General features: G+C 60.1%; 29 protein-coding genes. 11 read left to right on the top strand and 18 right to left on the bottom strand.

What is annotated here, in order from left to right:
• Window positions 1-50: 50 nt before the first annotated feature.
• The gene (locus tag NA637_RS04930) at window positions 51-659 is read right to left on the bottom strand and encodes an OmpA family protein (RefSeq protein ID WP_256071222.1); all 609 of its coding nucleotides are present in this window, start codon (window positions 657-659) and stop codon (window positions 51-53) included.
• A gap of 210 nt (window positions 660-869) precedes the next feature.
• On the opposite strand from NA637_RS04930, the gene NA637_RS04925 reads away from it, so the two are divergent.
• Together NA637_RS04925 and NA637_RS04920 are read left to right on the top strand one after the other, a co-directional pair.
• Complete coding sequence (locus tag NA637_RS04925; RefSeq protein ID WP_256071214.1) at window positions 870-1,367, top strand: DUF6231 family protein; 498 nt, start codon at window positions 870-872, stop codon at window positions 1,365-1,367.
• Between the two features lie 6 nt (window positions 1,368-1,373).
• Complete coding sequence (locus tag NA637_RS04920) at window positions 1,374-1,859, top strand: YchJ family protein (RefSeq protein WP_256071213.1); 486 nt, start codon at window positions 1,374-1,376, stop codon at window positions 1,857-1,859.
• Window positions 1,860-1,920: 61 nt separating this feature from the next.
• Here the strand turns inward: NA637_RS04920 and fpr are convergent, their stop codons facing one another.
• Complete coding sequence (fpr, locus tag NA637_RS04915; RefSeq protein WP_256071212.1) at window positions 1,921-2,697, bottom strand: ferredoxin-NADP reductase; 777 nt, start codon at window positions 2,695-2,697, stop codon at window positions 1,921-1,923.
• Between the two features lie 112 nt (window positions 2,698-2,809).
• Between fpr and NA637_RS04910 the strand changes: the two genes are divergently transcribed.
• Window positions 2,810-3,736 (top strand): LysR family transcriptional regulator, encoded by a 927-nt coding sequence (locus NA637_RS04910; RefSeq protein WP_256071211.1) that lies wholly within the window; start codon window positions 2,810-2,812, stop codon window positions 3,734-3,736.
• Window positions 3,737-3,781: 45 nt separating this feature from the next.
• Here the strand turns inward: NA637_RS04910 and erdR are convergent, their stop codons facing one another.
• A complete protein-coding gene (gene erdR, locus NA637_RS04905) occupies window positions 3,782-4,432 on the bottom strand; it encodes a response regulator transcription factor ErdR (RefSeq protein WP_256071210.1) in 651 nt (216 codons plus the stop codon).
• A 234-nt stretch (window positions 4,433-4,666) separates the two neighbouring features.
• Here erdR and NA637_RS04900 point away from each other — a divergent pair, with 234 nt between their 5' ends.
• Window positions 4,667-5,590: a DMT family transporter gene (locus tag NA637_RS04900; protein WP_256071209.1), complete on the top strand. Its 924-nt coding sequence runs from the start codon at window positions 4,667-4,669 to the stop codon at window positions 5,588-5,590.
• A 14-nt stretch (window positions 5,591-5,604) separates the two neighbouring features.
• On the opposite strand, the gene NA637_RS04895 is transcribed toward NA637_RS04900, so the two are convergent.
• Complete coding sequence (locus NA637_RS04895; RefSeq protein WP_256071208.1) at window positions 5,605-6,321, bottom strand: tRNA-uridine aminocarboxypropyltransferase; 717 nt, start codon at window positions 6,319-6,321, stop codon at window positions 5,605-5,607.
• A 116-nt stretch (window positions 6,322-6,437) separates the two neighbouring features.
• On the opposite strand from NA637_RS04895, the gene NA637_RS04890 reads away from it, so the two are divergent.
• Window positions 6,438-6,836: a PA3611 family quorum-sensing-regulated virulence factor gene (locus NA637_RS04890; RefSeq protein WP_256071207.1), complete on the top strand. Its 399-nt coding sequence runs from the start codon at window positions 6,438-6,440 to the stop codon at window positions 6,834-6,836.
• A gap of 51 nt (window positions 6,837-6,887) precedes the next feature.
• Here NA637_RS04890 and NA637_RS04885 read toward each other — a convergent pair whose 3' ends face one another.
• On the bottom strand, window positions 6,888-7,058 hold the full coding sequence (locus NA637_RS04885) for a hypothetical protein (protein ID WP_256071206.1): 171 nt from the start codon (window positions 7,056-7,058) through the stop codon (window positions 6,888-6,890).
• Window positions 7,059-7,184: 126 nt separating this feature from the next.
• On the opposite strand from NA637_RS04885, the gene NA637_RS04880 reads away from it, so the two are divergent.
• A complete protein-coding gene (locus NA637_RS04880; protein ID WP_256071205.1) occupies window positions 7,185-8,585 on the top strand; it encodes an MBL fold metallo-hydrolase RNA specificity domain-containing protein in 1,401 nt (466 codons plus the stop codon).
• A 269-nt stretch (window positions 8,586-8,854) separates the two neighbouring features.
• A complete protein-coding gene (locus tag NA637_RS04875; protein ID WP_256071204.1) occupies window positions 8,855-9,946 on the top strand; it encodes an LOG family protein in 1,092 nt (363 codons plus the stop codon).
• A 66-nt stretch (window positions 9,947-10,012) separates the two neighbouring features.
• Here NA637_RS04875 and recX read toward each other — a convergent pair whose 3' ends face one another.
• From recX to NA637_RS04855, 4 genes are all read right to left on the bottom strand, one after another.
• A complete protein-coding gene (recX, locus tag NA637_RS04870) occupies window positions 10,013-10,474 on the bottom strand; it encodes a recombination regulator RecX (protein ID WP_256071203.1) in 462 nt (153 codons plus the stop codon).
• A 5-nt stretch (window positions 10,475-10,479) separates the two neighbouring features.
• Window positions 10,480-11,523, bottom strand: coding sequence for a recombinase RecA (gene recA / locus NA637_RS04865; protein ID WP_256071202.1), 1,044 nt, complete (start codon window positions 11,521-11,523; stop codon window positions 10,480-10,482).
• An 84-nt stretch (window positions 11,524-11,607) separates the two neighbouring features.
• Window positions 11,608-12,108, bottom strand: a complete 501-nt coding sequence (locus NA637_RS04860; RefSeq protein WP_256071201.1) for a CinA family protein — start codon at window positions 12,106-12,108, stop codon at window positions 11,608-11,610.
• Window positions 12,109-12,199: 91 nt separating this feature from the next.
• A complete protein-coding gene (locus tag NA637_RS04855) occupies window positions 12,200-12,625 on the bottom strand; it encodes a potassium channel family protein (protein WP_256071221.1) in 426 nt (141 codons plus the stop codon).
• A 232-nt stretch (window positions 12,626-12,857) separates the two neighbouring features.
• On the opposite strand from NA637_RS04855, the gene mutS reads away from it, so the two are divergent.
• Complete coding sequence (mutS, locus tag NA637_RS04850; RefSeq protein ID WP_256071200.1) at window positions 12,858-15,428, top strand: DNA mismatch repair protein MutS; 2,571 nt, start codon at window positions 12,858-12,860, stop codon at window positions 15,426-15,428.
• 132 nt (window positions 15,429-15,560) lie between these two features.
• Window positions 15,561-15,884 carry a ferredoxin FdxA gene (gene fdxA, locus NA637_RS04845; protein WP_256071199.1) on the top strand — a complete coding sequence of 108 codons (324 nt, stop codon included), beginning with the start codon at window positions 15,561-15,563 and terminating at the stop codon, window positions 15,882-15,884.
• A 1,196-nt stretch (window positions 15,885-17,080) separates the two neighbouring features.
• Here the strand turns inward: fdxA and rpoS are convergent.
• The 7 genes from rpoS to ispF all read right to left on the bottom strand — a co-directional run bounded on the left by rpoS (window position 17,081) and on the right by ispF (window position 22,936).
• Entirely contained in the window at window positions 17,081-18,079 is a 999-nt protein-coding gene (rpoS, locus tag NA637_RS04835; RefSeq protein WP_256071198.1) for an RNA polymerase sigma factor RpoS, read from the bottom strand.
• A gap of 98 nt (window positions 18,080-18,177) precedes the next feature.
• Window positions 18,178-18,993 (bottom strand): peptidoglycan DD-metalloendopeptidase family protein, encoded by an 816-nt coding sequence (locus NA637_RS04830; RefSeq protein ID WP_256071220.1) that lies wholly within the window; start codon window positions 18,991-18,993, stop codon window positions 18,178-18,180.
• A 56-nt stretch (window positions 18,994-19,049) separates the two neighbouring features.
• Window positions 19,050-19,985: a DUF368 domain-containing protein gene (locus NA637_RS04825; RefSeq protein WP_256071197.1), complete on the bottom strand. Its 936-nt coding sequence runs from the start codon at window positions 19,983-19,985 to the stop codon at window positions 19,050-19,052.
• Between the two features lie 17 nt (window positions 19,986-20,002).
• Window positions 20,003-20,638: a protein-L-isoaspartate(D-aspartate) O-methyltransferase gene (locus tag NA637_RS04820; protein WP_256071219.1), complete on the bottom strand. Its 636-nt coding sequence runs from the start codon at window positions 20,636-20,638 to the stop codon at window positions 20,003-20,005.
• A 38-nt stretch (window positions 20,639-20,676) separates the two neighbouring features.
• A complete protein-coding gene (surE, locus tag NA637_RS04815; protein WP_256071196.1) occupies window positions 20,677-21,426 on the bottom strand; it encodes a 5'/3'-nucleotidase SurE in 750 nt (249 codons plus the stop codon).
• Window positions 21,426-22,466 (bottom strand): tRNA pseudouridine(13) synthase TruD, encoded by a 1,041-nt coding sequence (truD, locus tag NA637_RS04810; protein ID WP_256071195.1) that lies wholly within the window; start codon window positions 22,464-22,466, stop codon window positions 21,426-21,428. The genes surE and truD overlap by 1 nt, the downstream gene beginning before the upstream one ends.
• Window positions 22,463-22,936, bottom strand: a complete 474-nt coding sequence (gene ispF, locus NA637_RS04805) for a 2-C-methyl-D-erythritol 2,4-cyclodiphosphate synthase (protein WP_256071218.1) — start codon at window positions 22,934-22,936, stop codon at window positions 22,463-22,465. Before ispF ends, truD begins: the two co-directional genes overlap by 4 nt.
• A 184-nt stretch (window positions 22,937-23,120) precedes the next feature.
• On the opposite strand from ispF, the gene NA637_RS04800 reads away from it, so the two are divergent.
• Both NA637_RS04800 and NA637_RS04795 read left to right on the top strand, forming a co-directional pair.
• A complete protein-coding gene (locus tag NA637_RS04800; RefSeq protein ID WP_256071194.1) occupies window positions 23,121-23,423 on the top strand; it encodes an ArsR/SmtB family transcription factor in 303 nt (100 codons plus the stop codon).
• A 39-nt stretch (window positions 23,424-23,462) separates the two neighbouring features.
• Window positions 23,463-24,512, top strand: a complete 1,050-nt coding sequence (locus NA637_RS04795; protein WP_256071193.1) for an alkene reductase — start codon at window positions 23,463-23,465, stop codon at window positions 24,510-24,512.
• A gap of 155 nt (window positions 24,513-24,667) precedes the next feature.
• Here NA637_RS04795 and fghA read toward each other — a convergent pair whose 3' ends face one another.
• Together fghA and NA637_RS04785 are read right to left on the bottom strand one after the other, a co-directional pair.
• Window positions 24,668-25,525, bottom strand: coding sequence for an S-formylglutathione hydrolase (gene fghA / locus NA637_RS04790; RefSeq protein ID WP_256071192.1), 858 nt, complete (start codon window positions 25,523-25,525; stop codon window positions 24,668-24,670).
• Window positions 25,526-25,620: 95 nt separating this feature from the next.
• A complete protein-coding gene (locus tag NA637_RS04785) occupies window positions 25,621-26,736 on the bottom strand; it encodes an S-(hydroxymethyl)glutathione dehydrogenase/class III alcohol dehydrogenase (protein WP_256071191.1) in 1,116 nt (371 codons plus the stop codon).
• Window positions 26,737-26,752 lie beyond the last annotated feature (16 nt).

The following is a 26,752-nucleotide window of genomic DNA, read 5'->3' as shown; positions in this document are numbered from 1 at the left end:
ATGAAAAAGCCGGGCGAGATGCCCGGCTTTTTCATTGCGGTGTCGCTGCTTCAGGGGCGTGCTTCAACCTCGGCCTCTACACGACGGTTAATCGCGCGACCTTCAGCCGTCGAGTTGTCTGCAACCGGACGGGACTCGCCATAGCCAACCGCATCGACCCGGCTGCTTTCCAGACCGTACTGATTGACCAGGACGTCGCGCACGGCATTGGCGCGGCGCTCGGACAGGCGCTGGTTGTAGGCATCGGTACCCACCGAGTCGGTATGTCCTTCGACAACGGTCGAGGTTTGGCCATACTGCTTCATGAAGTCCGCCAGGTCGCGGATATCGGCCATGCTGTCCTGCTTGACTTCAGCGCGGTCGAAGTCGAACTTCACATCCAGCTCGACACGAACGGGCTCGGCCGCAGGCTCCGGCTCGGTGACCTGCGTCGGAGCCGGCGCAGGTTCAACCGTCTCGACAACGGCGACAGTCTCCTGCTCGGTACCATTGGCCCAGCAGTAGGCAGCAGCCACGCCGGCGCCAATCAAGGCGCCATAGCCCGTATAGGTACTGCTTTCTATCGCGCCCAGCGCGGCACCGGTTACGCCGCCAACAGCCGCACAACGGGGCCAATCCTGCTTCTGCACCCCTGCGCAGCCGGCCAGAAAGGTGGTCATCAAAATCACGGGTACTGCTGTCCGTAAGCTACTCATCGTTAAAGCCTCCTAATGTGGGATCGGCCAGAGCGTTATGCGCGATAGCATAAGCAGCTCCAGTTATATCGAGATTAGGACGGCAGGCACCGGCGCGCTAGTCTTTATACTTAGACAAACTGAGTGGATTGCAATTTTTGCGTTCCGCCACGCCTGATAGCGAGGAATCCCGGTTTGACAGCATCCCGCTCATCGCAGACGCCACAGCAAGCTCTGGCCGCCCTGTTGGAGCAACACCGCCCGGCGCGATTGCTTTACGTCGGCCGCAGCGAATTGCCCGCCCTCGGGGCGTTCAGCCGCAGTCACGGCAATAGTCGGATTGACCGCGCAGCAACCGGCCCACTTCCTGCAGACCTCGCCGCCCGCCGCTACGATCTGGCATTGGTCGCCGACTGCCTGGAACATCTTTCGAAGCGCGACGGCCTGCAGTTGCTCGGTGGCATTCGCAACCTCAATACCAACCGTATGGCGGTTTTGGTTGATCTGAACGCGTGCGACTGGCAGGCAACTGACTTCTTCTCCCTGGCACTACAAGTCAGCGCGCGTTTCGAACGAGGCGGCCAAACGGTGACCCTCTTCACCTACGACCTGCTTGATTACAAGCAGGTTCCAGATTGGCTCAACGCGAAGTTCTGGGCCAATCCGCAAATGTTCGGCAAATATTGGTGGTGACCGACGATGACTGAGGATCAACGGACAAATGCCAATTGCCCCTGTGGCAGCGGCGATCCTTACGGTGAATGTTGCGGTCGATATCACCAGGGTCTGTCGGCACCTAGCGCGGAACGATTGATGCGTTCGCGATACAGCGCCTATGTTGTCGGGGCCATCGATTACCTTCGGTCAACCACTCTGCCGGCGCAACAGCCAGCCCTGGACCTTCAGTCGATGAAGGAGTGGAGCGCCAATAGCACTTGGTTGGGCCTTGAGGTCGAGGAAAGTCAGGTGTTCGGCGGCCAACCGGAACATGCGCTGGTCAGCTTCACAGCCCGCTGGCACGACGGGACCGGAGAACATGCTCAACATGAGCGTTCGGCTTTTGTTCAGCACGCCGGATGCTGGTATTTCATCGACTCCTCCACACCCCTGAAGGCCGGCCGCAACGACCCCTGCCCATGCGGCAGCGGTCAGAAGTTCAAGAGGTGCTGTGCCAGCTACCTCTGAACACGTGGAAAAAAACCGGCTGGCGCCATGCGTAGCCGGTCCATTGGGTCGCAACGCCCGATCACTTCTCGACGAATGCACGCTCGATCAGGTAGTGGCCCGGGTCACCCATGCGCGGCGACGCCTTGAGGCCGAAGCCGTCCAGCACTTCGCTGGTTTCAGCCAACATGCTCGGGCTGCCACAGATCATCGCGCGGTCATCTTCAGGGTTGATCGGAGGTAGCCCGATATCCGCGAACAACTTGCCGCTGCGCATCAGGTCAGTCAGACGGCCCTGATTTTCGAACGGCTCGCGAGTGACGGTGGGGTAGTAGATCAGCTTTTCTTTCAGTGCTTCGCCGAAGAATTCGTTTTGGGGCAGATGCTCGGTGATGAATTCACGATAGGCGACTTCGTTAACGTAGCGAACGCCGTGCACCAGGATGACCTTCTCGAAGCGCTCATAGGTTTCCGGATCCTGAATCACGCTCATGAAGGGCGCCAGACCAGTCCCGGTGCTCAACAGGTAGAGATGCTTGGCAGGCAACAGATCGTCCAATACCAGCGTTCCGGTCGGCTTGCGACTGACCATCAGCGAGTCACCTTCCTTGAGGTGCTGCAGGCGAGACGTCAGCGGACCATCTGGAACCTTGATGCTGAAGAATTCGAGATGCTCCTCATAGTTGGGGCTGGCAATGCTGTAAGCGCGCATCAGGGGTCGCCCTTCGACTTCGAGGCCAATCATCACGAACTGGCCGTTTTCAAAGCGCAGACCCGGATTGCGGGTGGTTTTGAAACTGAACAGCGTGTCGTTCCAGTGATGCACACTGAGGACTCGCTCAACGTTCAGGTTGCTCATGTAGTGCTCCCCTTCTAGCGCGCGATGGCGCGTCAATATTGCCACCAGTTTACGGGTCAGACTAATATCCGCTAAACGAATATTAACGATATATGTTATCGGTTATATAGATATGCATTTCACGCTCCGTCAACTTCAAGTGTTCGTCGCATTCGCGCGGCACGAAAGTGTCTCGCGTGCGGCCGAAAGCCTCGCCCTATCCCAGTCTGCGACCAGCACTTCGCTGGCTGAGCTGGAACGCCAGTCGGGGTGCCAGCTGTTCGACCGTGCCGGCAAACGATTGTGGCTCAATGCATTGGGCCACCAGCTCTTACCGCAGGCAGTAGGCTTGCTCGATCAGGCTAAAGCCATCGAGGATCTACTGGCTGGCAAGACCGGCTTCGGCTCGCTCAGCGTGGGCGCCACCCTGACGATCGGCAACTACCTCGCCACCTTGCTGATCGGCAGTTTCATGCAACGTCACCCTGAATGCCGCGTGAAACTGCATGTTCAGAATACCGCTCATATTGTCCAGCAGGTTGCGCAACATGAACTTGATTTAGGTCTGATCGAAGGCGACTGTCAGCATCCGGAGATCGAGGTACTACCCTGGGTCGAGGACGAACTGGTGGTGTTTTGCGCCCCCCAGCATGCGTTGGCCGATCACACCACAGTGAGCCTGGATCAGCTCTCGCGCGAAGCCTGGATTCTCCGCGAACAGGGCTCCGGTACGCGCCTGACCTTCGACCATGCCATGCGCCATCACCCCGCCAAGCTGAATATACGGCTTGAGCTGGAGCATACCGAGGCGATCAAGCGAGCCGTAGAATCCGGGCTCGGGATTGGCTGCATTTCCAGGCTGGCGCTACGCGATGCATTCCGCCGCGGCAGTCTGGTCGCCCTCGAAACACCCGAACTGGATCTTGCCCGGCAGTTCTATTTCATCTGGCACTCGTTGAAATACCAGACCGCCGCGATGCGCGAATTCACCGAGCAGTGCCGCGCGCTGACAGCCGGCGTCCGTCGAAGTGATGAGATCGTAATGCCGGCGATTGCGTAAGGCGGAGAACCGAGATAGCGACGCATCGGCAGGCCAAAACGGATGTCAGCTGCTGGGAATTGAGCCCATCTGCTGCAGGAGCAGAGCTGCCTGGGTCCGGGTGCGAACGCCCAGCTTGCGGAAGATTGCGGTCACATGCGCCTTGATGGTCGCTTCGGAAACGCTGAGCTCATAGGCGATCTGTTTGTTCAACAAACCGTCGCACACCATGGTCAGCACGCGAAACTGCTGGGGCGTGAGGCTCGCGAGCCCTTCGCTGGCGGCCTTGGCTTCGGCGCTGACCTGCGCCACATCATCAATGTTGCCGGGCCACCAGACGTCACCGTCAAGCACGACCCGCACCGCCTGCTGGATGGTCTCGAGTGAACTGGACTTGGGGATGAAACCACTGGCACCAAACTCGCGCGAACGAGCGACAACCGCAGCGTCTTCCTGCGCGGAGATCATTACCACGGGCAGCTGCGGATACTGACCTCGCAGCAGCACCAGCCCGGAGAATCCATAAGCGCCCGGCATGTTCAAATCCAGCAAGACCAGATCCCAGTCCGAGGTACGGGTCAGTTGGGCTTCGAGTTCGGCAATGCTAGCCGCCTCGGAAAGCCGAACGTCATCGCCCAGGCCAAGCGTTAACGCTTGCTGCAGCGCACTGCGAAACAGGGGGTGATCATCGGCGATAAGGATTTCGTAAGCAGCCATGGCGGACCTATAGTTTTTATTGGCGCTTCACCAACCTGAGCCGGGTACTGACAATCAGGACGGCAAGAACCCGCAATATGCTCGAGGGTGACCGCGGTGATGATATCGCGCCACCACGGGAAATTCGATCATCGTTCCGCATTTAATCAGCTATTCGCCACGCTGGCCGGCGAAGCTGTGGCCAAGCGCATCGGTTTAATGCAAAGTTTGCGATTTTCCCGCACGAGTTCAAACATGCGCAAACAAGCCCTTCGCGCCGACTTTCTAATGCTCATCACGGCTATGATCTGGGGGAGCGCATTTGTCGCACAGCGGGTCGGCATGGATAACATCGGGCCTTTCCTGTTCACTGGATTGCGCTTCGCATTGGGTGCAATCGTGTTGCTTCCCTTGGTATTGCACCAGGGTCGAGGCGCCGCTCGCCACGAACCGTTCTTGCAGCGTGGTCTGCTGCTGGGTGGCCTCAGCATGGGCCTGGCCCTCACCCTAGGCATCAACCTGCAACAGGTTGGCCTGCTGTTCACCAGCGTGACCAATTCCGGTTTCATTACCGGGCTGTACGTTATCGTCGTGCCTCTGCTAGGGCTGGTAATAGGCCAGAAAACCGCTACCGGGACCTGGCTGGGCGCGGTGCTCGCGGTGGTTGGCATGGCTTTGCTCAGCATCGATGAGAACTTCCAGATCGCTTCCGGCGACTGGATACAGCTGGCCGGCGCCTTCGTCTGGGGCGTTCATGTATTGCTGGTGAGCTTTTTCGTTGGTCGCCACGATGCCATCCGCCTGGCCTTTCTGCAGTTCGTGACCTGTGCGGTCGTCAGCCTTGTTTTGGCGGCAATCTTCGAGCAAGCCAGCCTGGACAGCATCTGGCTCGCCGCACCCGCGCTGATCTACGGCGGAATGTTTGCAGTCGGCGTGGGCTATACCTTGCAAGTCGTCGCACAGAAACATGCAATTGCCTCGCACGCAGCCATCATCCTGTCGCTCGAAGCGGTGTTCGCCGCGCTTGCTGGCGCCTTGCTGCTTGATGAAAGCCTCAGCGTACGGGGCTATTTCGGCTGTGCATTGATGTTTGTCGGCATGCTCGCCGCACAACTCTGGCCGCGCAAGGACCTACCGCTGGTGGCAGCCAGCGAGATTCCACAGGTGGCGCGGCACTGATTGCCCCATCCTGTTCAGCGCTGACCCAGGGCGGCCAGCGCTTTATGGGTTTCATCATCGGGGTCTGGCGTACGGTGGTATTTGGCCCCCAGATAATGGTCGGTGAATGCATCGAGCCAGGTATCCAGCGCTGCCGCGCCCTGCTCATCTCCAGCTAAGCCAAGGCACAACGCGGCGACTTCTGCAGTGCAGAGATGTTCACTGCGCGTCGAACGGCGCAGGCGGTAGCGTGACAGCACCTCGGCTTGCAGGCTCAGCACCGGCAGATGATTCAGGTAGGGACTTTTGCGAAACATCTTGCGCGCCTCGCTCCAGGTTGCATCCAGCAGAATGAACAGCGGACGCTTTCCTGGCGCGGCCTTCACCTCCGAGACCACCCGATCAGGTACCGCATACTCGCCCGGAAAGACCACCACCGGCTGATATCGGGAATCGGCGAGCAGTTCCAGCAAACCAGGCTCCACAGCGGTCCGCTGCCACGTGAAGGCATGGGTATCGGCCACGATATCTGCAATCAGCCAGCCGGTATTGCTCGGCTTCAGCGGCTCGATATCGTGCATGATCAGGCACACCGCGCTGTTGGTCGTTACGGCTGGCAGCCAGTCACACAGGCAATGACTCGCGGCCACACGGCAGCGAGCACACCGGGGCGTACGCGAGCCACGAGCGATGAACGGCTTGGCGCTACGCGCCAGGCGCGCGTCGCGAAGACGGACTACGGCATGAGACATGGAAATTCGATCAATCAAGGCGGAGCGGCAGTTTACCAGCCCGCCCCGAAACCATGGCAGATCTGAACCGTGGGGGCGAGCACCGGTCGAACGACGGCAGTCATCAGGAGATCACCATGCGCCATCTGACCCCACTATTAATATTAACGCTCTGCCTCGCCCTGCCCTTCGCCCATGCCGCGAATGCACAGGACCCAGCACTGGGCCAGTTACTTGAAAAAGTCGCCCGCGAGAGCAGCGTAGGCACGCCGCGCGCGATCAACTCCGACCTGCTCGACGAGGGGTACAGCGTAGAGGGAAATGAACTGGTCAACCATCTGAGCGTGCAGCCACGCCATGCCGCTCAGATGCGAGACAACCCCAAGCAGGTCCGTACCCAGCTGGCAGCCAGCGTGTGCAACAACGAGGGCCTGCGTCAGTTGATGAGTCAGGGCGCGGTATTGCGCTTCGAGTTCAGTGAATACCAGAGCAAGAAGCCGATCACCACCGAACGCTATCGCTCCAGCGATTGCTAAGGCGATCCGCGCCCGGGGGCAGCACCGGCGCCGCCCGTGACAGAGGCCCCGCTAACACAGCACGCGTGGATGCCAGGCAGCGGCATATGGGCATATGGGCATATGGGCATATTGCAGCTCGGCGAACTCGAAAGGTCTATACCCGGTTTGCCAGGTAGCGAACTCCGGCTGGATCTCCGCATGATGATCCAGCTCGACACGACTGGGCAGTAGCTGATTCATGAAGCACTCCGTTGGTGGCGTTGGCGATAGCCTAGTCAGCGTCCGGGCGCTCTCTCTGATATGCATCAAGATGAGCCGCCGGTATGGCGGGCATGCTTGGCGCAACCGTACAGACAGGAGCTTCTCATGGCTTTGCTCAGCTTTCTTGGCGCCATCCAACAGGTCACCGGATCCTGCTACCTGATCGAAACCCATGAAGGCATTCGCGTGCTTCTCGACTGCGGCATGCGCCAAGGGCGCCGCGAAGAAGAAGCAGGCAACCGAGCGGGTTTCAGCTTCGACCCTCAAACCCTGGACGCCGTGGTGCTGTCGCACGCGCACATCGATCATAGCGGCTTGCTACCGAAGCTAGTGGCAGCAGGATTCAAAGGGCCAATCCATGTCACCGAAGCGACCGGCAAGCTGGTCGAGCTGATGCTGCTCGACTCTGCGAACATTCAGGAAAAGGACGCCGAGTGGGAAAACCGGTGGCGGGCGCGTTTGGGCAAGCCAGCCATCAAGCCCCTCTACACCCGGGTCGACACCGAACGCATGCTGGCGCAACGTCAGCCTCATGCCTATGGCGAAGCCTTCGAAGCAGCACCCGGGGTTTTTGTGAACTTCTTCGATGCGGGGCACATCCTGGGGTCAGCCATCGTTCAGGTCGACGTTACAGATTTCGGCTCCACCCGCCGCCTGGTCTTTTCCGGCGACCTGGGCAATGCCTGTTCACCACTGATGCATGCACCGACGCCATTGAGCGACGCCGACGTGGTGCTGATGGAATCTACCTATGGCGATCGCGACCACCGGGATCATCAGGCGACCATCGAGGAGCTGGCCGAGATCCTTCAGCAGGCCCAGCGCGACGGTGGAAACGTACTCATGCCGTCTTTCGCGGTCGGCCGCACGCAAGACCTGATCTATTACCTGGGCCTCCTCTACCACCAAGGCCGTGTACCTCAGCAAGTGGTCTTTCTGGACAGCCCGATGGCCCTTGGCGCGAACGCGATTTACTCACTGTTCCAAGAGCAACTGGATATACAGCCCGGCATACCTGGCGACGACAACCGGCAGCGTATCGAAACATGGCTGCCGATATTCAGGGCGACGCCGACAACCGAAGAGTCGATGGCCATCAACCGTTTCAAAAGCGGCGCGATCATCATCGCGGGCAGCGGCATGTGCAATGGCGGGCGCATTCTTCATCACTTCAAGCACAACCTCTGGCGTGAAGAATGCCACTTGATCATCTCAGGCTTCCAGGCGAGCGGCACACTCGGTCGCGCCATCGTCGATGGAGCCAAGACCGTCAAGCTGATGCACCAGCGCATAGCGGTTAAAGCTCAGGTTCATACTTTGGGCGGTTTCTCAGCGCATGCCGGGCAATCACAGCTGATTGAATGGGCGAGCCACTTCAAGACGCGTCCGGAGCTCTATCTGGTGCATGGGGAGCTGGACAAGATGCGTGCCTTGCAGGAGGCACTGGGTGATCGTCTCGACTGGCACGCCAACATTCCGGAACCAGGCGACCGCATCGCCCTCTGATGACCGGGCACAGCCGCAGCTCAACCCTGCGGCTCACGCAAAAAACTGCACGTATGATGATGGTCTTTGCTCACTGAGCTTAGGGGCCCAGCATTGGCGCCTTCACGCTGGGCTATTGTTAGGCATAGAACCATTGGCCCCCGCACGCCGCACGCCAGGCGTCACCCGGGCCAAATCCTGGCGCTCGTTTGCACACATGCGCACAGGGGAGGGGCCGCCCTCGCGCATGGCGGCTGAGCAGCACCGAAGCTTTCCAAGGGAGACCTCGTATGCCTTTCGAATCGGATGATTACCTGTCGCGGCATTTCAAAACCAGTGGCGCCGAACTGTCGAGGAAAATCGATGAACTGGTTGCCTTGGTAGTCCCATCCAGCAGCCAGAACCTGCCGCTGTATCGGGAAATGCTGGTCACCGTCATGCGCATGGCACAAGCCGATCGAAGCCGTTGGGATGCCAAGATTCTGCTTCAGACCATGCGCGAAATGGAGCATGCCTTCGGCCGCCTGGACCCGTTCAAGCGTCGCCGCAAGGTGACCGTTTTCGGCTCTGCGCGCACCCCCGTCGAGCATCCGCTGTACGCACTTGCCCGGGGGCTCGGCGAGACGCTTGCACGCTACGAGTTGATGGTTATTACCGGCGCCGGCGGCGGCATCATGGCGGCTGCCCATGAAGGCGCAGGCATGGATAACAGCCTCGGCCTTAACATCACCCTGCCCTTTGAGCAGCATCCCAACCCGACGGTAGATGGCACCGACCGTCTGCTGTCCTTTCACTTCTTCTTCGTGCGCAAGCTCTTCTTTATCAAGGAGGCGGATGCGTTGGTACTGTGTCCCGGTGGTTTCGGCACGCTGGACGAGACCCTCGAAGTGCTTACCCTGGTCCAGACGGGCAAGAGCCCGCTGGTACCAATCGTCCTGCTGGATGAACCCGGCGGCACGTTCTGGAAAGATGCGCTGGATTTTATGCACCGGCAGCTTGAGGGCAATCGTTACATTCTGCCGACCGACATGCGATTAATGCGCCTCGTGGACAATGCCGAAGACGCTGCCGAAGAGATCGACCACTTCTACAGCAACTTCCACTCGAGCCGATGGTTGCAGGATCGCTTCGTCATGCGCATGAATCATGTGCTGAACGATGCCGCGATGGCCTACATGAACGAACATTTCGCCGACCTCTGTCTCAAAGGCCGCTTCGAGCAGCAAGCGTGCTGTGAAATGGAGCTGGACGAGCCGGAACTGCAGCCGTTACCCAGGCTCAGCTTTGTCTTTAACGGCCGGGACCACGGCCGGCTACGGGAACTGACCGACTTCATCAATGCGAGGGAACACTGGGCTTCGCCATTGGGTGCCGAAGATTGAAACGGGGCGAAAACAAGGTTTGCAAACGGACGAGGCCGAAAAGGGGGAAACAGTATTGAACCCGGGTCAGTCGAGCGAAGCGCCGCGCAGCAGGCGCCCGATCAAGTCCGGCGGATAGCCACGGTAGCTGAGAAACCGGCCCTGACGAGCCCGTTCCCGCTGATCGCCCGGCAACTCACCGAACTTGCGCAACCAGACTTCGTGCAGTTGCGCATTCCAATCGAAGCCACTGTCGCGTAATGCCTGCTCGATATCCTCTCGAGCCAGCCCTCGCTGGGTCAGCTCTTCTCGTATGCGCAACGGACCGTACCCGGCGCCGGCTCGCATGCGCACGAAACTCTCCAGGTATCGAGCCTCGCTAAGCAATCCCTCATCGGCCAACCTGTCCAGCGCAGGTTCGATGAGCTCAACTGGCGCGCCGCGTGAACGCAATTTGCGACTCAGCTCGATACGCCCATGCTCGCGCCGGGCCAGGAGATCCATGGCAGCCCGCCGCACTGCGGCAGGGCTGTCGAGCACGACCGGCATGCCGCTTAGAGGTCAGCTTCGGCCAGGTCTTCAACGACCGGATTGGCCTTGGTGTTCGGCGAAACCACTAGCAACTTGTCGCGAATCTGCTGTTCGATTTCGCGACCGATCTCTTGGTTCTCTTCCAGGTACTTGGCAGCGTTGGCCTTGCCCTGACCGATCTTGTTGCCCTTGTAGGCGTACCAAGCACCGGACTTCTCGACCAGCCCCTGCTGAACGCCGAGATCGATGACCTCGCCGTTGCGGTAGATACCCTTGCCATAAAGGATCTGGAACTCGGCCTGGCGGAACGGCGGTGCCACCTTGTTTTTGACGACCTTGACCCGCGTTTCGCTGCCGACCACTTCGTCGCCTTCCTTCACCGCGCCCGTACGGCGGATGTCGAGACGAACCGATGCATAGAACTTCAGTGCGTTACCGCCGGTGGTGGTTTCCGGGCTGCCGAACATCACGCCGATCTTCATGCGGATCTGGTTGATGAAGATAACCAGGCAGTTGGCGTTCTTGATGTTACCGGTGATCTTGCGCAGCGCCTGAGACATCAGACGTGCTTGCAGGCCGACGTGGGTATCGCCCATTTCGCCTTCGATTTCGGCCTTGGGCACCAGCGCGGCCACGGAGTCGACGATGATTACGTCGACTGCGTTGGAGCGCACCAGCATGTCGGTGATTTCCAGCGCCTGCTCACCGGTATCCGGCTGGGAAACCAGCAGGTCGTCGACATTGACGCCAAGCTTGCCAGCGTAATCGGGATCCAGCGCGTGCTCAGCGTCTACGAAGGCGCAGGTGGCGCCCATCTTTTGTGCTTCTGCGATAACCGACAGGGTAAGCGTGGTCTTACCCGAAGATTCCGGGCCATAGATCTCAACGATCCGCCCTTTTGGCAGGCCACCTATGCCTAGCGCGATATCCAGGCCCAACGAGCCGGTGGAAATGGAAGGTATCGCCTGACGATCATGATCGCCCATGCGCATGACCGCGCCTTTACCGAACTGCTTTTCGATCTGGCCCAAGGCAGCAGCCAAGGCGCGCTTCTTGTTCTCGTCCATTACAATCCTCACTTGATCAAGAGGGCCAGCGGCCACAACAACTGTATAAGCGAACAGTATTAGAGCATAGGCAAAAACGAGCGCCTAGCCCCCAATCGGATTTTCTCCAGCCACAAGACGGATCAATCCGACGAGCGCCGCCTTCACACTCTGTTCACGAACGGCCTGCCGGTCGCCGTCGAACTGAAAACGTCTTGAGTACCGTTCACCGTCACAGGCCCAGGCCAGCCACACCGTCCCGACCGGCTTTTCTGGCGAACCGCCGCCCGGCCCCGCTACGCCGCTGACGGCCACAGCGTAACGCGCCCCGCTGGCAGCCTGGGCCCCGCGGGTCATCGCTTCGACGACCTCACGGCTCACTGCCCCCACTTCGGAAAACAGATGTTCCGGCACGCGCAGCTGACAGGATTTCTGACGATTGGAATAGGTGACGAAGCCCGCCTCGAACCAGGCCGAGCTGCCGGCAACGCGGGTAATGGCCTCGGCAATGCCTCCCCCAGTGCAGGACTCGGCTGTGGTCACTTGCGCCGACTTTTGCTGGAGCGCATGACCCAGCTGGGCCGCGAGTTCGGTCAAGGTGGACATGAAGGCTCCTGATGCCGATATCAAAGGCTACCTTAGCAGCGCACGCTCTGACGGTCAGCCACGCGATGCCAAACGCCCTCCGCTGCGGCCCTCACCGGACAGTCCAGTGGCGCTGCATTTCGAGAAACAGAAACGAGGCGGTCCAGGTGATCAATACCAATCCCGTCAGTGCCTCGATGCCCGTCAGGAATCGAATGGCGCCGACGGGATGGATGTCGCCAAAGCCAACGGTGGTAAAGGTCGTGAAAGAGAAATAGGCACAGTCCAGCAGGCTGCCGCTGAACTCGCCAGCCAGCGTCCCCCAGCCGGGCGAGTGATGCATGAGATAGTAGGCACAGGCAAACACCCAGACCTCTACCGCATGTGCCGTCAACGCACCGAACACGCCAAACAAGATGCCTACGCGATGATGGAAATGTGGGCTCGGCCTGCTTACAGACAGACGCGACAGAAACTCGTAGTGAACCGCCACGACCACCGCGACGACGATTACGTTGACCGGCGTAACGAGCAGCAGATTCGATGCGTTCGACGCCTGTTCTAATGCAGACATAGCAATCCCAAACATTCAAACCGAAGCGTGGCATCCCAGGTATCGGCTCGGCAGGTTGCCCCATCGCACCTGGTACGGGCCATGATAACCTTCCCGGCTTATTTCATCCTGCGCACAGTGTCAGCAACGGCCGTTACCTAAACGGGACCCAGCCGCGCCTGCACTGTTACCTGCACATCGCACCAAGTCGAGCTATATGTCACAAGACCTGTCCCATCACACGCCCATGATGCAGCAGTACTGGAAGCTCAAACGCGAGCATCCTGACCAATTGATGTTCTACCGCATGGGCGACTTTTACGAGCTGTTCTACGACGATGCCAAGAAAGCGGCCAAGCTGCTGGACATCACCCTGACCGCGCGCGGTCAGTCCGGTGGCAACGCGATACCCATGGCGGGCATCCCGTTTCACTCCGCCGAGGGCTATCTCAGCCGGCTGGTGAAGCTTGGCGAGTCCGTAGTGATCTGCGAACAGATCGGCGACCCGGCAATCAGCAAGGGCCCGGTGGAGCGTCAGGTGGTGCGAATCATCACCCCCGGCACGGTGAGCGATGAAGCCCTGCTCGACGAGCACCGGGATAATCTCCTGGCGGCGGTAGTGGGCGACGAGAAGTTGTTCGGCCTGTCGGTACTGGACATCACCAGCGGCCGATTCAGCGTGCAGGAGTTTGCCGGCTGGGAAACGCTGCTGGCTGAGCTAGAACGCCTGAACCCGGCTGAGCTGATGATCCCGGACGACTGGCCAGCCAATTTGCCAATCGAGAAGCGCCGCGGCGTACGCCGGCGAGCACCTTGGGATTTCGACCGCGACAGTGGCTTCAAAGGCCTCTGCCAACAGTTCGGGACTCAGGATCTGAAAGGTTTTGGGTGCGAGCGGTTGGCCCTCGCTATCGGCGCCGCCGGCTGCCTCCTGACCTACGCCAAGGAAACCCAGCGTACTGCATTGCATCATCTGCGCAGCCTTCGCCACGAGCGTCTCGCCGAGACGGTCATCCTCGACGGCGCGACCCGGCGCAATCTGGAGCTGGACATTAATCTCGGCGGTGGGCGCGAGAATACCCTGCAATCGGTGGTCGATCGTTGCCAGACCGCCATGGGCAGCCGCCTGCTCAGCCGCTGGCTGAATCGCCCATTGCGTGATCGAAGCGTGCTGGAAGCCCGCCAGGACTCGATCACCTGCCTGCTCGAGCATTACCGCTTCGAGCAGATCCAGCCACAGCTGAAGGAGATCGGTGACCTCGAGCGCATCCTGGCGAGAATCGGCCTGCGCAACGCCCGCCCCCGCGACCTGGCGCGCCTGCGCGACGCACTCGCCGCTCTGCCCCAGCTGCAGGACGCCATGCAGGAACTGGTCGCGCCGCACCTGACCGAGCTGGCAGTCACCATCCGGACCTACCCCGAACTGGCGGCGCTACTGGCTAAAGCCATCATCGACAATCCGCCGGCGGTGATCCGCGAAGGCGGCGTGCTGAAAACCGGCTACGACGCCGAACTGGACGAGCTGCAGTCCCTCTCCGAGAACGCCGGCCAGTACCTGATGGATCTGGAAACCCGCGAGAAAGCACGCACCGGACTGGCCAACCTCAAGGTCGGCTACAACCGGGTACACGGCTACTTCATCGAGCTGCCCAGCAAACAGGCGGAATCTGCGCCGGCCGACTACATCCGCAGGCAAACGCTAAAGGGCGCCGAGCGTTTCATCACGCCGGAGCTCAAAGAGTTCGAAGACAAGGCGCTATCTGCCAAGAGCCGAGCACTGGCGCGTGAAAAGCAGCTCTATGAAGAACTGCTGGAGTTGCTCATCGGTCATCTTGCACCGCTGCAGGATAGCGCCGCGGCGCTGGCCGAACTCGACGTACTCAGCAACCTGGCCGAACGCGCCCTGACGCTCGATCTCAACCGCCCGCGTTTCGTCGAGCATCCCTGCCTGCACATCGAACAAGGCCGCCATCCTGTGGTTGAACAGGTGCTGCAGACGCCCTTCGTCGCCAACGACCTCAACCTTGATGACGAAACCCGCATGCTGGTGATAACCGGGCCGAACATGGGCGGCAAGTCGACTTACATGCGCCAAACGGCGTTGATCGTACTGCTGGCGCAAATCGGCAGTTTCGTGCCGGCCAAAGCCTGCGAGCTGTCGCTGGTCGACCGCATATTCACCCGCATCGGCTCGTCGGACGATCTGGCCGGTGGCCGCTCGACCTTCATGGTCGAAATGAGCGAGACGGCCAACATCCTGCACAACGCCAGCGACCGCAGCCTGGTGCTGATGGACGAAGTCGGTCGCGGCACCAGTACCTTCGATGGCTTGTCACTGGCCTGGGCAGCGGCCGAACACCTGGCCAAGCTGCGCGCCTATACCCTTTTCGCGACGCACTACTTCGAACTCACCGTACTGCCGGAAAGCCAGCCGGTGGTGGCCAACGTGCACCTGTCGGCCACCGAGCACAACGAACGCATCGTCTTCCTTCACCATGTCCTGCCGGGACCGGCGAGCCAGAGTTATGGCTTGGCCGTGGCACAGTTGGCCGGAGTGCCCGGCGAAGTGATCCAGCGCGCACGCGACCATCTGTCGCGGCTGGAAACCACCAGCCTGCCCCACGAAACGCCCAAGACAACGCCGGGCCAGCCTGCGCCACCTCAGCAGAACGATCTGTTTGCAAGCCTGCCACACCCGGTAGTCGAAGAGCTGGGTCGGATCAATCCCGATGATATGAGCCCGCGCCAGGCGCTGGACCTGCTATACAACTTGAAAGCGCGTGTCTGATGGCTATGAAAAAGCTGCTAGAATCGCGCGCATTTTTTGGATATAGGCGGCATTTGCCTGGTGCCGCCCTAGTCCTGCCGAACGGGGGCGTCATTGCAACGCCACCTGACACGCCCAAGGAGATAGCTGGAAATGACCTTCGTCGTCACCGACAACTGCATCAAGTGCAAATACACCGACTGTGTGGAAGTCTGCCCGGTCGACTGCTTCTACGAAGGCCCGAACTTTCTGGTCATTCATCCGGACGAGTGCATCGACTGCGCGCTCTGCGAGCCGGAGTGCCCCGCCCAGGCGATCTTCTCCGAAGATGAAGTACCAGACGAGCAGCAGGAGTACATCCAGCTGAACGCCGACCTGGCGGAAGTCTGGCCGAACATCACAGAGAAAAAGGACCCGCTGCCCGATGCCGAAGAGTGGGACGGCGTAAAGGACAAGCTGCAGTATCTGGAGCGCTAAGCGCCAAAACATCGGTGAGGAATTACTCCCTCAGTCCTCTCACACCACCGTACATGCGGTTCCGCATACCGCGGTTCAACTGATACGCTGGAGTCCCTGCACGGTGCTGCGCAGAGAGACCAGCCCCAATTTTGCAAAGTACAACGCTGGCACTGCCTGGTTGATGTGCTTGGATGCCGAGTTCCACCAAGGCCCTCGCGCTTGACTGCTACGCCCGATCAGGCCTGCCAAGCGAGATGATTCGTTCGCGGGTCTTCAGGGTTTTTCACTGTCGCCAGAGCAGGCCACGTAGTTTTCGACGCAGCCACCCATCGGGTTCGTCCAGCGTTCGCATATCAGCGGTCAACCGGAAGGCTTGCCGGGAATCAGCAAGCGCGGCGAGAGTTACGTACCTGCGCAAGCTGCTCGTTCACGGAGCACGAGCCGTGAGCCGTGCTATGTCATGCATGTTGGTGGCAAAGACGACGGGCTTAGTCATTGGCTCGAAGGCCTGGCAGCCCGGAAGCATGTCAATGTGGCAACGGTGGCGCTTCTTGTTCGGCTAGGCGCCCCGTCGAGCCAGCGATTTGCCTCGGGATTCCTTCAGACTCGCAGTCACCCGCGAAACCCTTGCCCCTGGCTAACACTGCCCCTTGCCGTGTGTGTAGAGGACTTTCACCTCCAAGTCACCAGCTTGACCACCACAGCCAAGTCAGTTGCGCTTGCGCGCAACGCGCCATGCCAGGCGCACCAAAAAAAAGGGGCGGGGGTTAGCCCCCGCCCGCCTCCTTCCCTGCTTCCCTTTTTTCCTACTCCATCGTCCTGATGAAACCGCCTCCGGCGGCTGATCCTGCCCGACATCCTTGCCGGCTGTGCTTGTCCCTGAGCACAGTTGCGATATTAGAGATTTGAGCGATAACGGCAATTCTGAAAAATGCATGATGGCAACGGAGCCACTATCCTTAAAAATAAATATTTCCACATTACAACAACGACTTAAGCATCTATTTTTCTCGGAATGGCGATCCACCCGGTCACGGCTACTAGCTTTGCTTACACACTCTGTAAGCAAATGCTTACACGAGGGATCGTCTAGACAGAAGTCATAAGAATCGAGAGTTAAGCCCGCTTTTCCAACCGACAGCCGCTAAGCTGCAGTGCAGCCGGCATGACGGATGGAATCGTGCCCCTACCGCGCAGGTAAGGGGCAATGGGACCTAGCGGAACAGCGATTCACTGGAAAGACCGTTACGCTCCAGAATCTCACGGAGGCGTTTGAGCGCTTCGACCTGGATCTGCCGAACCCGCTCCCGGGTCAAGCCAATCTCCTGGCCGACCTCTTCTAAAGTGCAGCTTTCATGGCCGCGCAGACCGAAGCGTCGGATAACCACTTCCCGCTGTTTTTCAGTCAGGTCGGACAGCCACTGATCGATGCTCTCGGACAGATCGTCGTCAAGCAAAAGCTCGCACGGATCACTCGGTCGGTCATCGGTCAGGGTATCGAGCAAGGTCTTGTCGGTGTCCGGCCCCAGGGAAACGTCAACCGAGGTCACACGCTCGTTCAGCCCCAGCATCCGTTTGACTTCAGCAACCGGTTTTTCAAGCAGCCTGGCGATTTCCTCGGGGCTGGGCTCATGGTCGAGCTTCTGCGTCAGCTCGCGCGCTGCCCGCAGGTAGACGTTCAGCTCCTTGACCACATGAATCGGCAGACGAATGGTCCGAGTCTGATTCATGATCGCCCGCTCGATGGTCTGCCTGATCCACCAGGTTGCATAGGTCGAGAAGCGGAAACCACGCTCAGGGTCGAATTTCTCGACCGCACGAATCAGGCCGAGATTTCCTTCTTCCACCAGATCCAGCAGCGACAAACCTCGGTTGACATAGCGCCGAGCGATTTTCACGACTAGCCGCAGATTGCTTTCGATCATGCGCTTGCGCCCCGCCGGATCGCCCTTCTGCGCGAGACGCGCGAAGTGCACTTCCTGTTCGGGTGTCAGCAGAGGGGAAAAACCGATTTCGTTGAGGTAGAGCTGGGTGGCGTCGAGCGCGCGGGTGTAATCGATGAATTTGTGTTGCTTGACCGTTGCGGTCTTGGACTTGGTGCCAACTGAATCGACGCGGGAGATCTCGCCAATCGGATCTGTGCCCGCCGACGATTCCATGAGTAGAACGGCATCGTCTACGTCAAACTCCGGCACTTCTTTTTTGAGAGCCATTATTGTTTTCCCGTTCTGAGTTCGACAACAGGCTTGGGCGGCACGCGTTCCCTGGCATCGCTCAAGCCCCTCCTAGCGCCAGAACAGGCAGCATCAAATCATCGCTTTGGCAGATATTGCAGCGGATCTACAGGTTTGCCTTGGCGGCGAATCTCGAAGTGCAGCTTCACCCGGTCGGTTCCAGTCGATCCCATCTCGGCAATAGTTTGCCCAGCTTTGACTTGTTGACCCTCCTGAACCAGCAGCCTGCGGTTGTGGCCGTAGGCACTTACATAGGTATCGCTGTGCTTGATGATCACAAGTTCGCCGTAACCCCGTAAACCACTGCCGGCGTACACAACAGCCCCATCAGAAGCAGCTAAAACAGGCTGTCCTAATTCCCCGCCGATATCAATGCCTTTATTCAAACTTCCGTTTGAGGAGAAACGGCCGATAACCGTGCCGCCTGCAGGCCAGGCCCAGCCGCTTGCGGAGCGGGTAACCGGCTTGATCGGCGTGTTCGGCGCAGCAGGCTTGGGCACCGCTACGCTGGGTTGCGTCAAAGGCGGCGGCGTCGGCACCGGATTCGTCACGATGGGCGGCGTGCTGGGCGCAGACGCAGCGGGGGCGGTTACCGGACGAGTGGCAACGGCACGGGGCCCCTGACCACTGAAGCGAATCGTCTGGCCCGGGTAGATCACATGCGGTGGACGGATATTGTTGACCCGTGCCAGATCGCGCCAGTCCCAGCCAAATCGGAAAGCGATCGACCAGAGCGTGTCGCCGCGCTGAACGGTGTAGTGCCCACTGGTTACACGGTCCCGGTTGTTACGATCGACGACACTCACACCGCCTGACGGCGAACTGGCGCACCCGACCAGTAACGAACCCGCCAACAAGGCGACAAGCGCGCAACGGACTGATGAACTGCGCATCCACCGCGTACTGGCTGTGAGCTTCAATACCCGCTCCCTATGATCGACAAGTCGGTTCAGACGCTTCGTGCGACTGGCTGGTGGCGCCCGGCAAACCACTCCAGCCCAAGCACCAGCGCGATACCGGCAACCGCCAGAAGGATCGCCAGCAGCAGTTGCGGATCCTGCCCGGTGAGATCGCCATAAGCGCCCGGCAGCAGGTTTTGCTCTAGTAGCGGCACGGGCTCACCGTGCGAGTTGGTGCGCCAGGTCAGCGTCTCTTTCCAGGGCCATACCTTGTTCAGCGAGCCGAGCATCAGCCCGGTTAGAAATGCCAGGGTAAGGTCGCGCCAACGCCGCAGAACCCAACTCAACACACGCGCAAAGCTTAACAAACCGACCAGACAACCGGCGGCAAAGGTCAGCATGACGCCCAGATCCATGGCTTTAACCGCGCCCAGGATTACGGGATACAGGCCGAGAAGAACCAGAATGAAGCTGCCGGATATACCCGGCAGGATCATGGCACAGATCGCGATGGCGCCAGCGAAGAACAGGCTGGCGCTGCTGGTGCTCCACTGCAGTGGCGACGCGACCGTAACCCAGTAGGCAAAGCCGATACCCAGGCACAGGCTGATCAATCGTGACAGCTTGCGCCGCCGGATTTCCTTGCCGACCACATGCACGGAGACCAGGATCAGCCCAAAGAAGAACGACCACACCGGAATCGGATGCTGCTCGAGGAGGTAGGTGATCAGTTTAGCCAGGCTGAGCACGCTGGTCAGAATCCCGGCGAACAATACCAGGAGAAAGCTGGCGTTGGCGGTGCGCCATGCTTCGGCGATGCGCCCTTTCAACAGTGCCGGAATGGCGTTCGGCACTGCGCCGATGGAGCGCAGCAATTCATCATAGATTCCGGTTATGAATGCGACGGTACCACCCGAGACGCCAGGCACCACATCCGCAGCCCCCATCGCCATGCCCTTGGCGTACAACAGCAACGCGTTTTTCATGCTTCCATCCGCCGTGATCAAACTACAGGTCCATTGAGCAGCGGCACGAAGCGCACGGTATCCAGCAGATGGCGGGAAAAACCGTCTTCCTCTCGAATGATCAGCATTAATTGCTGGACTTCACCAACCCCGACCGGGATCACCAGCCGCCCGCCGGGAGCCAGTTGGTCGAGCAGAGCCTGGGGCACGTCGGCTGCCGCCGCGGTAACGATGATGCCGTTGTAAGGGGCCAGCGCAGGCCAGCCCTCCCAACCATCACCCCAGCGAAAGACCACGTTACGCAACCTGAGTTCGACCAGGCGTTCTTTTGCGCGGTCTTGCAGCGCCTGGATTCGCTCTACCGAGAACACCCGCTCGACCAGCTGTGCCAGTACAGCCGTTTGATAGCCGGAACCGGTGCCAATCTCCAAGACCTTGTCAAGCGGGCCGTCAGCGAGCAACAGCTCGCTCATGCGCGCCACCATGAAGGGTTGCGAGATGGTCTGGTTGTGGCCGATGGGCAGCGCGGTGTCTTCATAGGCGCGATGAGACAATGCCTCATCGACGAACAGGTGGCGGGGCGTGCGGCGAATCACCTCGAGCACGCGAGGGTCTGAAAGCCCTTCTTCGTATAGCCGCTGGATCAGCCGGTCCCGGGTGCGTTGTGAGGTCATCCCGGTACCATGGCGCAGCAGGTCATCGGATCCGCGGTTCACAGCACGCCCTCCAGCCAACTGTCGAGGCCCTCGAAGGCCTCATGAAAGGTTCGGTCCAGCTGCAATGGTGTAATCGAGACGTAGCCCTGCATGACCGAATGAAAATCGGTGCCTGGGCCGCCATCTTCAACGTCGCCGGCCACCGAGATCCAGTAACCGTCCTTGCCACGCGGATTCGCCTGCTTTACTGGCGGCTTGGCCCTGCTGCGATGGCCCAGGCGGGTCAGCTGGATGCCGCGAATGTGGTCCAGCGGCAGGTTTGGAATATTGACGCTCAATACAGTACGCGGCGGAAGCTCAAGCGACGCCTGATGCTCAACCAGCTTACGCGCGACATGGGCCGCAGTCGGCAGGTTATCGGTCAGCCGCGACACCAGGGAAAAAGCGAAGGCCGGCCTGCCGGTGAACCGGCCTTCGATCGCTGCGGCGACGGTACCGGAGTACAACACGTCGTCGCCGAGGTTGGCGCCCAGATTAATACCGGAAACCACCATGTCAGGCGCGTCTTCAAGCAAGCCGTTGATGCCTAGGTGGACGCAATCCGTAGGCGTGCCGTTCACGCCGATAAAACCATTCGGCATGGTCGTGGGATGAAGCGGGCGATCCAGGGTCAGCGCACTGCTGGCGCCGCTCATGTCTTGAATGGGGGCCACTACCCTGCACTCGGCAAAATCCGCCAGCGCGTCATAAAGCGCGGCGAGCCCAGGTGCATACACCCCGTCGTCGTTGGCGATCAGAATACGCATCAGCTGTCCGTCTGCCCTGCCAGGCTGACCAGTTCGCGCACCACAGCAGTGGCAAAGCATCCGGTCGGCAGGACGAATTCAAGTTGCAGAATGTCAGGTTCGGAATAATGCCACGACAAGCCACCCATTGGGAGGCGAAGAATACGCCGTTCATGCTTCATTCCGGCTTCTGCGAGCCACTTGGCGATTGACGGCTCCGCTGCAGCTGCCTGCATCTCCAGTGCTTGTACCACGCCTGCAGCAGGCGATTCGCCGGCGCCCCACAGCGGACCGGTCGGATGCAGATCCAGCACGGCCAGCCGTGGGTCGCTGCATTCGGCTTCACCTGCCGGAAAAAAGCTGCGGCTATCGGTGAAGGCCAGCAGGTCACCGACTTGGGCCTGGTTCCAGCTACCCGCGGCAACTCGCTCAGCTAATACTCGATTGAATAGGTAACTGCGGCCCGCCGATAGCAGGCGTGAGCGGAGATTGCGCTGCGCGGGCAGCTCTTGCCTATCCGCGTACTCACGGGCGCCGTGGACATTTCCGCCCTCATGACCGAAGCGCTGCAGGCCAAAATAGTTGGGCACACCGTCGATCTTGATCCGCTCGAGACGCGCATCGAGTTGGGCATGGTCAGCCTGCAGTTCCGTCAGACGCAGGGTAAACCCATTGGCCGAATGGGCGCCGCGTTGCAGTTTTCGCTGATGGCGGCTGCTTTGGAGAATCCTCAGGGTTTCGCCTTCGGCCCTAGCCAGTGGGGGATCGGCTTTGCCTGGCAGATGCAGGCTGAACCACTGGCGGGTCAGAGCCTGACGATCTTTCAAGCCGGCATAACTGATGTTGCGCAGCGGAACGCCAGCAGCACGCGCCAGGCGTCGCGCGGCCTCTTCGGTGTTGAGGTTGCGCTTTTCCACCCACAGCCAGAGGTGTTCGCCTGCGCCAGACAAGGGGATATCGAGCACCTCGTCGACCTGGAAATCCTCCGCCACAGCTTTGAGCACTGCGGAGCCACAGGCCCCTCCGTGCGCCCTTGGGCCGAGCAACTGGTCTTCGGTCATGCGCTGACCAGCAGCGCAACAGCGTGAACGGCTATGCCTTCTTCACGCCCGGTAAAGCCGAGCTTTTCGGTGGTGGTGGCCTTGACGTTGACCTGATCCAGATCGACCTGCAGGTCCTCAGCAATCAGGGTTCGCATGGACTCGATGTGCGCAGCCATCTTGGGTGCTTGCGCAACAATGGTGGCGTCAACGTTACCGACCCTCCAGCCTTTGCTCTGCACCTGCTTGAGCACGTGCCGCAGCAATACCCGGCTGTCAGCGCCCTTGAAGGCCGGATCGGTGTCCGGGAAGTGCTTACCGATATCGCCAAGCGCCGCGGCGCCGAGCAATGCGTCGCTCAAAGCATGCAGCACCACGTCGCCATCCGAATGCGCGAGCAGCCCGAACTTGTGAGCAATCCGCACCCCACCGAGGGTGACGAAACCGCCCTCACCGAAACGATGCACGTCATAGCCGTGGCCGATACGCATAGTCATTTGCACCTCGAAAAGATCAGCCGGCGATTCTACAGGACAGCAGCAGACGTTGAAGCCGCAGCGGTGAGAACCCCGCTAATCAACGCAGCCGATAAGCACCATTAACCGAATCGATCGTGTATCGCTTCTTGCCGATATATACTTCGCTCCATCGCGATATACTGAACCGGACGACACCATGCCCGACGAACTGGACGACATCCTCAAAGCAATCGCCCACCCTTTGCGGCGGGAAATTCTGGGTTGGCTGAAAGAACCACAACGCTATTTCTCCGAGCAGCATCACTCGTTGGAAAACGGGGTGTGCGCCGGGCAGATCGACCAGCGCGCCGGACTATCGCAATCAACCGTGTCGGCCCACCTGGCGACCTTGCAGCGAGCCGGCCTGATCACCAACCGCAAAGTTGGCCAGTGGCATTTTTTCAAACGCAATGAACCGGCCATCGCCGCTTTCGTGGCCCGCCTCGGCCAGGAGCTGTGAACGCCACCAGACCCTTACATGTAAAGGAGCAGCATCGCTATGCCTACACTTTTCGACCCGATCAGGATCGGCGAACTGGAACTGACCAACCGCATCATCATGGCCCCGCTGACCCGCTGCCGTGCCGAACCCGGCCGCGTACCCGGTGACCTGATTGCTGAATATTACGGCCAGCGCGCCGATGCCGGACTGATCATCAGTGAAGCCACCTCGGTCACGCCGATGGGCGTCGGCTATCCAGACACGCCAGGCATCTGGTCCGCCGAGCAGGTACAGGGCTGGAAAAAGGTAACCGATGCGGTCCATGCGAAAGGCGGCAAGATCGTGCTTCAGCTCTGGCATGTGGGTCGGATCTCCGATCCGATCTACCTCGACGGTCAACTTCCGGTCGCGCCGAGCGCTATCCAGCCCGCCGGGCACGTCAGCCTGGTCCGGCCGATGAAGGATTTTGTAACGCCACGCGCGCTGCAAACCGAAGAGATCGCCGGCATCGTCGAGGCGTACCGTAAAGGGGCCGAGAATGCTCGGGAAGCAGGGTTCGACGGCGTCGAACTCCACGGCGCCAACGGTTACCTGCTTGATCAGTTCCTGCAGGACAGCACCAACCAGCGCACCGATCAATACGGCGGCTCACTGGAAAACCGGGCACGTTTGCTGTTGGAAGTCACCGATGCGGCGGTAGGGGTCTGGGGCGCTGGCCGCGTAGGCGTTCATCTGGCACCACGAGCCGACATTCACGACATGGGCGACTCGAATCGTGCCGATTCTTTCGCCTACGTAGCCCGCGAACTGGGCAAGCGCGGCATCGCCTTTATCTGCACTCGGGAAAAAGCCGGCGAGGACAGCCTCGGCCCGCAGCTGAAGGAGATCTTCGGTGGCGTTTATATCGCCAACGAATGTTTCACCAAGGATCAGGCCAACGCCTGGCTGGCCGAGGGCAAGGCCGACGCCGTGGCCTTTGGCATTCCGTATATTGCCAACCCCGACCTGGTCCAGCGCCTGCGCCAAAACGCGCCGCTCAACGAGCCGCGGCCTGAGCTGTTCTATGCACAAGGCGCGGAAGGCTACACCGATTATCCATCGCTCTAGCCCCTTGCGATGGAAGGCCCGCCCGGAATTCCGGGCGGGCCTTTTTTCGGTCTGCCGCTTGTGCGCCGGAGCAATGCGGATAACCGTAAGCTGCGGCGGTTGACCCCATATGCTTGTCTTGAACGGGGCGGCATTTGCTCTGCAAACACGCGCGTTCAGTAAGCGCAGCTGACCTGGGCCTTCAATGCCTGCGCGTGATGGCGCAGATGGTCATCGATAAAGGTGCTGACGAAGTAATAGCTGTGATCGTAGCCCGGCTGAATACGCAACGTCAGCGGATGATCCGCCGCGGTTGCAGCTGACTCCAGCGCTTCGGGCTTCAACTGATTGGCCATGAAATCATCCCGATCGCCCTGATCGACGAGTATCGGCAACTGTTCCTGCGCCTTGGCTATCAGGGCACAGGCGTCCCATTCACGCCAGCGCGAGCGATCTTCTCCGAGGTAATTGGAGAAGGCCTTCTCGCCCCACGGGCAATCAGCCGGATTGGCGATCGGCGCGAACGCCGACAGCGACTGATAGCGACCAGGATTCTTCAACGCGCATACCAGCGCACCGTGACCGCCCATCGAGTGCCCGCTGATGCCGCGCTTGTCGGACACGGGAAAGTTCGCCTCGATCAGCGCCGGCAGCTCTTCCACCACGTAATCGTACATGCGGTAGTGCTGCGCCCAGGGTTCCTGGGTCGCGTTGAGGTAGAACCCCGCGCCCAGGCCGAAATCATAGGCAGCATCCGGATCGTCCGGAACCTCGGAGCCGCGCGGGCTGGTATCCGGGGCGACGATAATCAGGCCGAGTTCCGCAGCAAGCCGATGCGCCCCCGCCTTCTGCATGAAGTTCTCGTCGGTACAGGTCAGACCGGACAACCAGTACAGCACCGGAAGCTTTTCGCCTTGTTCCGCCTGAGGCGGCAGATAAACGGCAAACACCATGTCGCAGTTCAAGCTACTTGAGCGGTGACGATAGCGTTTGTGCCAGCCACCGAAGCTCTTCTGGCAAGAAATGTTTTCCATAAAGACCCCGTAAAAGCCGAAGAGCGCCAGAGGCTGAAGGCTGGACGAAAAAGCAGATCGTCCAGCCTTCAGCCTTCAGCGCCTCTGTCGGCTCTTTAAAAGTGGATGACGGTTCTGATGCTCTTGCCTTCGTGCATCAGGTCGAATGCCTGATTGATCTCATCCAGCCCCATGTTATGAGTGATGAAGGTGTCCAGCGGGATCTCGCCGGTCTGGGCTTTTTCCACATAGCCCGGCAGCTCGGTACGCCCCTTGACGCCACCGAAGGCGCTGCCACGCCAGACGCGGCCGGTTACCAACTGGAACGGACGGGTGCTGATTTCCTGACCGGCTCCAGCCACACCAATGATCACGGACTCGCCCCAGCCCTTGTGTGCGCATTCCAGCGCCGCGCGCATCAGCTGGACGTTGCCGACGCATTCGAAGGAATAGTCCACGCCGCCGTCGGTCATCTCCACGATGACCTCCTGGATCGGCTTGTCATGATCCTTGGGGTTGACGAAGTCTGTCGCACCCAGCTCCTCGGCAATGGCGAACTTGGACGGGTTGATGTCGATGGCGATGATTCGACTGGCCTTGGCCATCTTCGCCCCGATGATCGCAGCCAGGCCGATGCCACCGAGCCCGAAGATCGCCACGGTCGCGCCCTCTTCCACCTTGGCGGTATTGAGTACCGCGCCGATGCCAGTGGTGACGCCGCAGCCGAGCAGGCAGACCTTGTCCAAGGGCGCTTCCTTGGGAATCTTCGCCACGGACACTTCAGGCAGCACCGTGTATTCGGAAAAGGTCGAGGTGCCCATGTAGTGATAAATCGGCTCGCCGTTATAGGAAAAGCGTGTGGTGCCGTCCGGCATCAGCCCCTTGCCCTGCGTGGCGCGCACCGAACTGCAGAGGTTGGTCTTGCCGGATTTGCAGAATTTGCACTGCCGGCATTCGGCGGTGTACAGCGGGATCACGTGATCGCCCACGGCAACCGAGGTGACGCCCTCGCCTACCGCCTCGACGATCCCGCCACCTTCATGACCGAGGATGCACGGGAATATACCTTCCGAATCTTCGCCGGAGAGCGTGTACGCGTCGGTATGGCAGACGCCCGTCGCGACGATGCGCACCAGCACCTCGCCAGCCTTGGGCGGCTCGACGTCCACTTCGACAATTTGCAGAGGTTGGTTCGGGGCAAACGCGACGGCGGCGCGGGACTTGATGGTCATGGCTGACGGTACTCCT

The sequence above is a fragment of the Stutzerimonas stutzeri genome (assembly GCF_024448935.1).
GTDB lineage: Bacteria > Pseudomonadota > Gammaproteobacteria > Pseudomonadales > Pseudomonadaceae > Stutzerimonas > Stutzerimonas stutzeri_AO.
This window is presented reverse-complemented; position numbering and strand designations above follow the sequence as displayed.

Excerpts from the sequence above, each read along its gene's own strand:
- NA637_RS04830 (WP_256071220.1), bottom strand. The coding sequence starts at position 18,993 with ATGCGCAGTTCATCAGTCCGTTGCGCGCTTGTCGCCTTGTTGGCGGGT.
- recX (WP_256071203.1), bottom strand. The coding sequence starts at position 10,474 with ATGCCGGTCGTGCTCGACAGCCCTGCCGCAGTGCGGCGGGCTGCCATG.
- truD (WP_256071195.1), bottom strand. The coding sequence starts at position 22,466 with ATGACCGAAGACCAGTTGCTCGGCCCAAGGGCGCACGGAGGGGCCTGT.
- NA637_RS04820 (WP_256071219.1), bottom strand. The coding sequence starts at position 20,638 with ATGACCTCACAACGCACCCGGGACCGGCTGATCCAGCGGCTATACGAA.
- NA637_RS04920 (WP_256071213.1), top strand. The coding sequence starts at position 1,374 with ATGACTGAGGATCAACGGACAAATGCCAATTGCCCCTGTGGCAGCGGC.
- rpoS (WP_256071198.1), bottom strand. The coding sequence starts at position 18,079 with ATGGCTCTCAAAAAAGAAGTGCCGGAGTTTGACGTAGACGATGCCGTT.
- NA637_RS04930 (WP_256071222.1), bottom strand. The coding sequence starts at position 659 with ATGACCACCTTTCTGGCCGGCTGCGCAGGGGTGCAGAAGCAGGATTGG.
- recA (WP_256071202.1), bottom strand. The coding sequence starts at position 11,523 with ATGGACGAGAACAAGAAGCGCGCCTTGGCTGCTGCCTTGGGCCAGATC.
- ispF (WP_256071218.1), bottom strand. The coding sequence starts at position 22,936 with ATGCGTATCGGCCACGGCTATGACGTGCATCGTTTCGGTGAGGGCGGT.
- NA637_RS04825 (WP_256071197.1), bottom strand. The coding sequence starts at position 19,985 with ATGAAAAACGCGTTGCTGTTGTACGCCAAGGGCATGGCGATGGGGGCT.
- surE (WP_256071196.1), bottom strand. The coding sequence starts at position 21,426 with ATGCGTATTCTGATCGCCAACGACGACGGGGTGTATGCACCTGGGCTC.
- NA637_RS04795 (WP_256071193.1), top strand. The coding sequence starts at position 23,463 with ATGCCTACACTTTTCGACCCGATCAGGATCGGCGAACTGGAACTGACC.
- NA637_RS04910 (WP_256071211.1), top strand. The coding sequence starts at position 2,810 with ATGCATTTCACGCTCCGTCAACTTCAAGTGTTCGTCGCATTCGCGCGG.
- erdR (WP_256071210.1), bottom strand. The coding sequence starts at position 4,432 with ATGGCTGCTTACGAAATCCTTATCGCCGATGATCACCCCCTGTTTCGC.
- fdxA (WP_256071199.1), top strand. The coding sequence starts at position 15,561 with ATGACCTTCGTCGTCACCGACAACTGCATCAAGTGCAAATACACCGAC.
- fpr (WP_256071212.1), bottom strand. The coding sequence starts at position 2,697 with ATGAGCAACCTGAACGTTGAGCGAGTCCTCAGTGTGCATCACTGGAAC.
- mutS (WP_256071200.1), top strand. The coding sequence starts at position 12,858 with ATGTCACAAGACCTGTCCCATCACACGCCCATGATGCAGCAGTACTGG.
- NA637_RS04875 (WP_256071204.1), top strand. The coding sequence starts at position 8,855 with ATGCCTTTCGAATCGGATGATTACCTGTCGCGGCATTTCAAAACCAGT.
- NA637_RS04890 (WP_256071207.1), top strand. The coding sequence starts at position 6,438 with ATGCGCCATCTGACCCCACTATTAATATTAACGCTCTGCCTCGCCCTG.
- NA637_RS04880 (WP_256071205.1), top strand. The coding sequence starts at position 7,185 with ATGGCTTTGCTCAGCTTTCTTGGCGCCATCCAACAGGTCACCGGATCC.
- NA637_RS04895 (WP_256071208.1), bottom strand. The coding sequence starts at position 6,321 with ATGTCTCATGCCGTAGTCCGTCTTCGCGACGCGCGCCTGGCGCGTAGC.
- fghA (WP_256071192.1), bottom strand. The coding sequence starts at position 25,525 with ATGGAAAACATTTCTTGCCAGAAGAGCTTCGGTGGCTGGCACAAACGC.
- NA637_RS04900 (WP_256071209.1), top strand. The coding sequence starts at position 4,667 with ATGCGCAAACAAGCCCTTCGCGCCGACTTTCTAATGCTCATCACGGCT.
- NA637_RS04800 (WP_256071194.1), top strand. The coding sequence starts at position 23,121 with ATGCCCGACGAACTGGACGACATCCTCAAAGCAATCGCCCACCCTTTG.
- NA637_RS04785 (WP_256071191.1), bottom strand. The coding sequence starts at position 26,736 with ATGACCATCAAGTCCCGCGCCGCCGTCGCGTTTGCCCCGAACCAACCT.
- NA637_RS04860 (WP_256071201.1), bottom strand. The coding sequence starts at position 12,108 with ATGTCCACCTTGACCGAACTCGCGGCCCAGCTGGGTCATGCGCTCCAG.
- NA637_RS04885 (WP_256071206.1), bottom strand. The coding sequence starts at position 7,058 with ATGAATCAGCTACTGCCCAGTCGTGTCGAGCTGGATCATCATGCGGAG.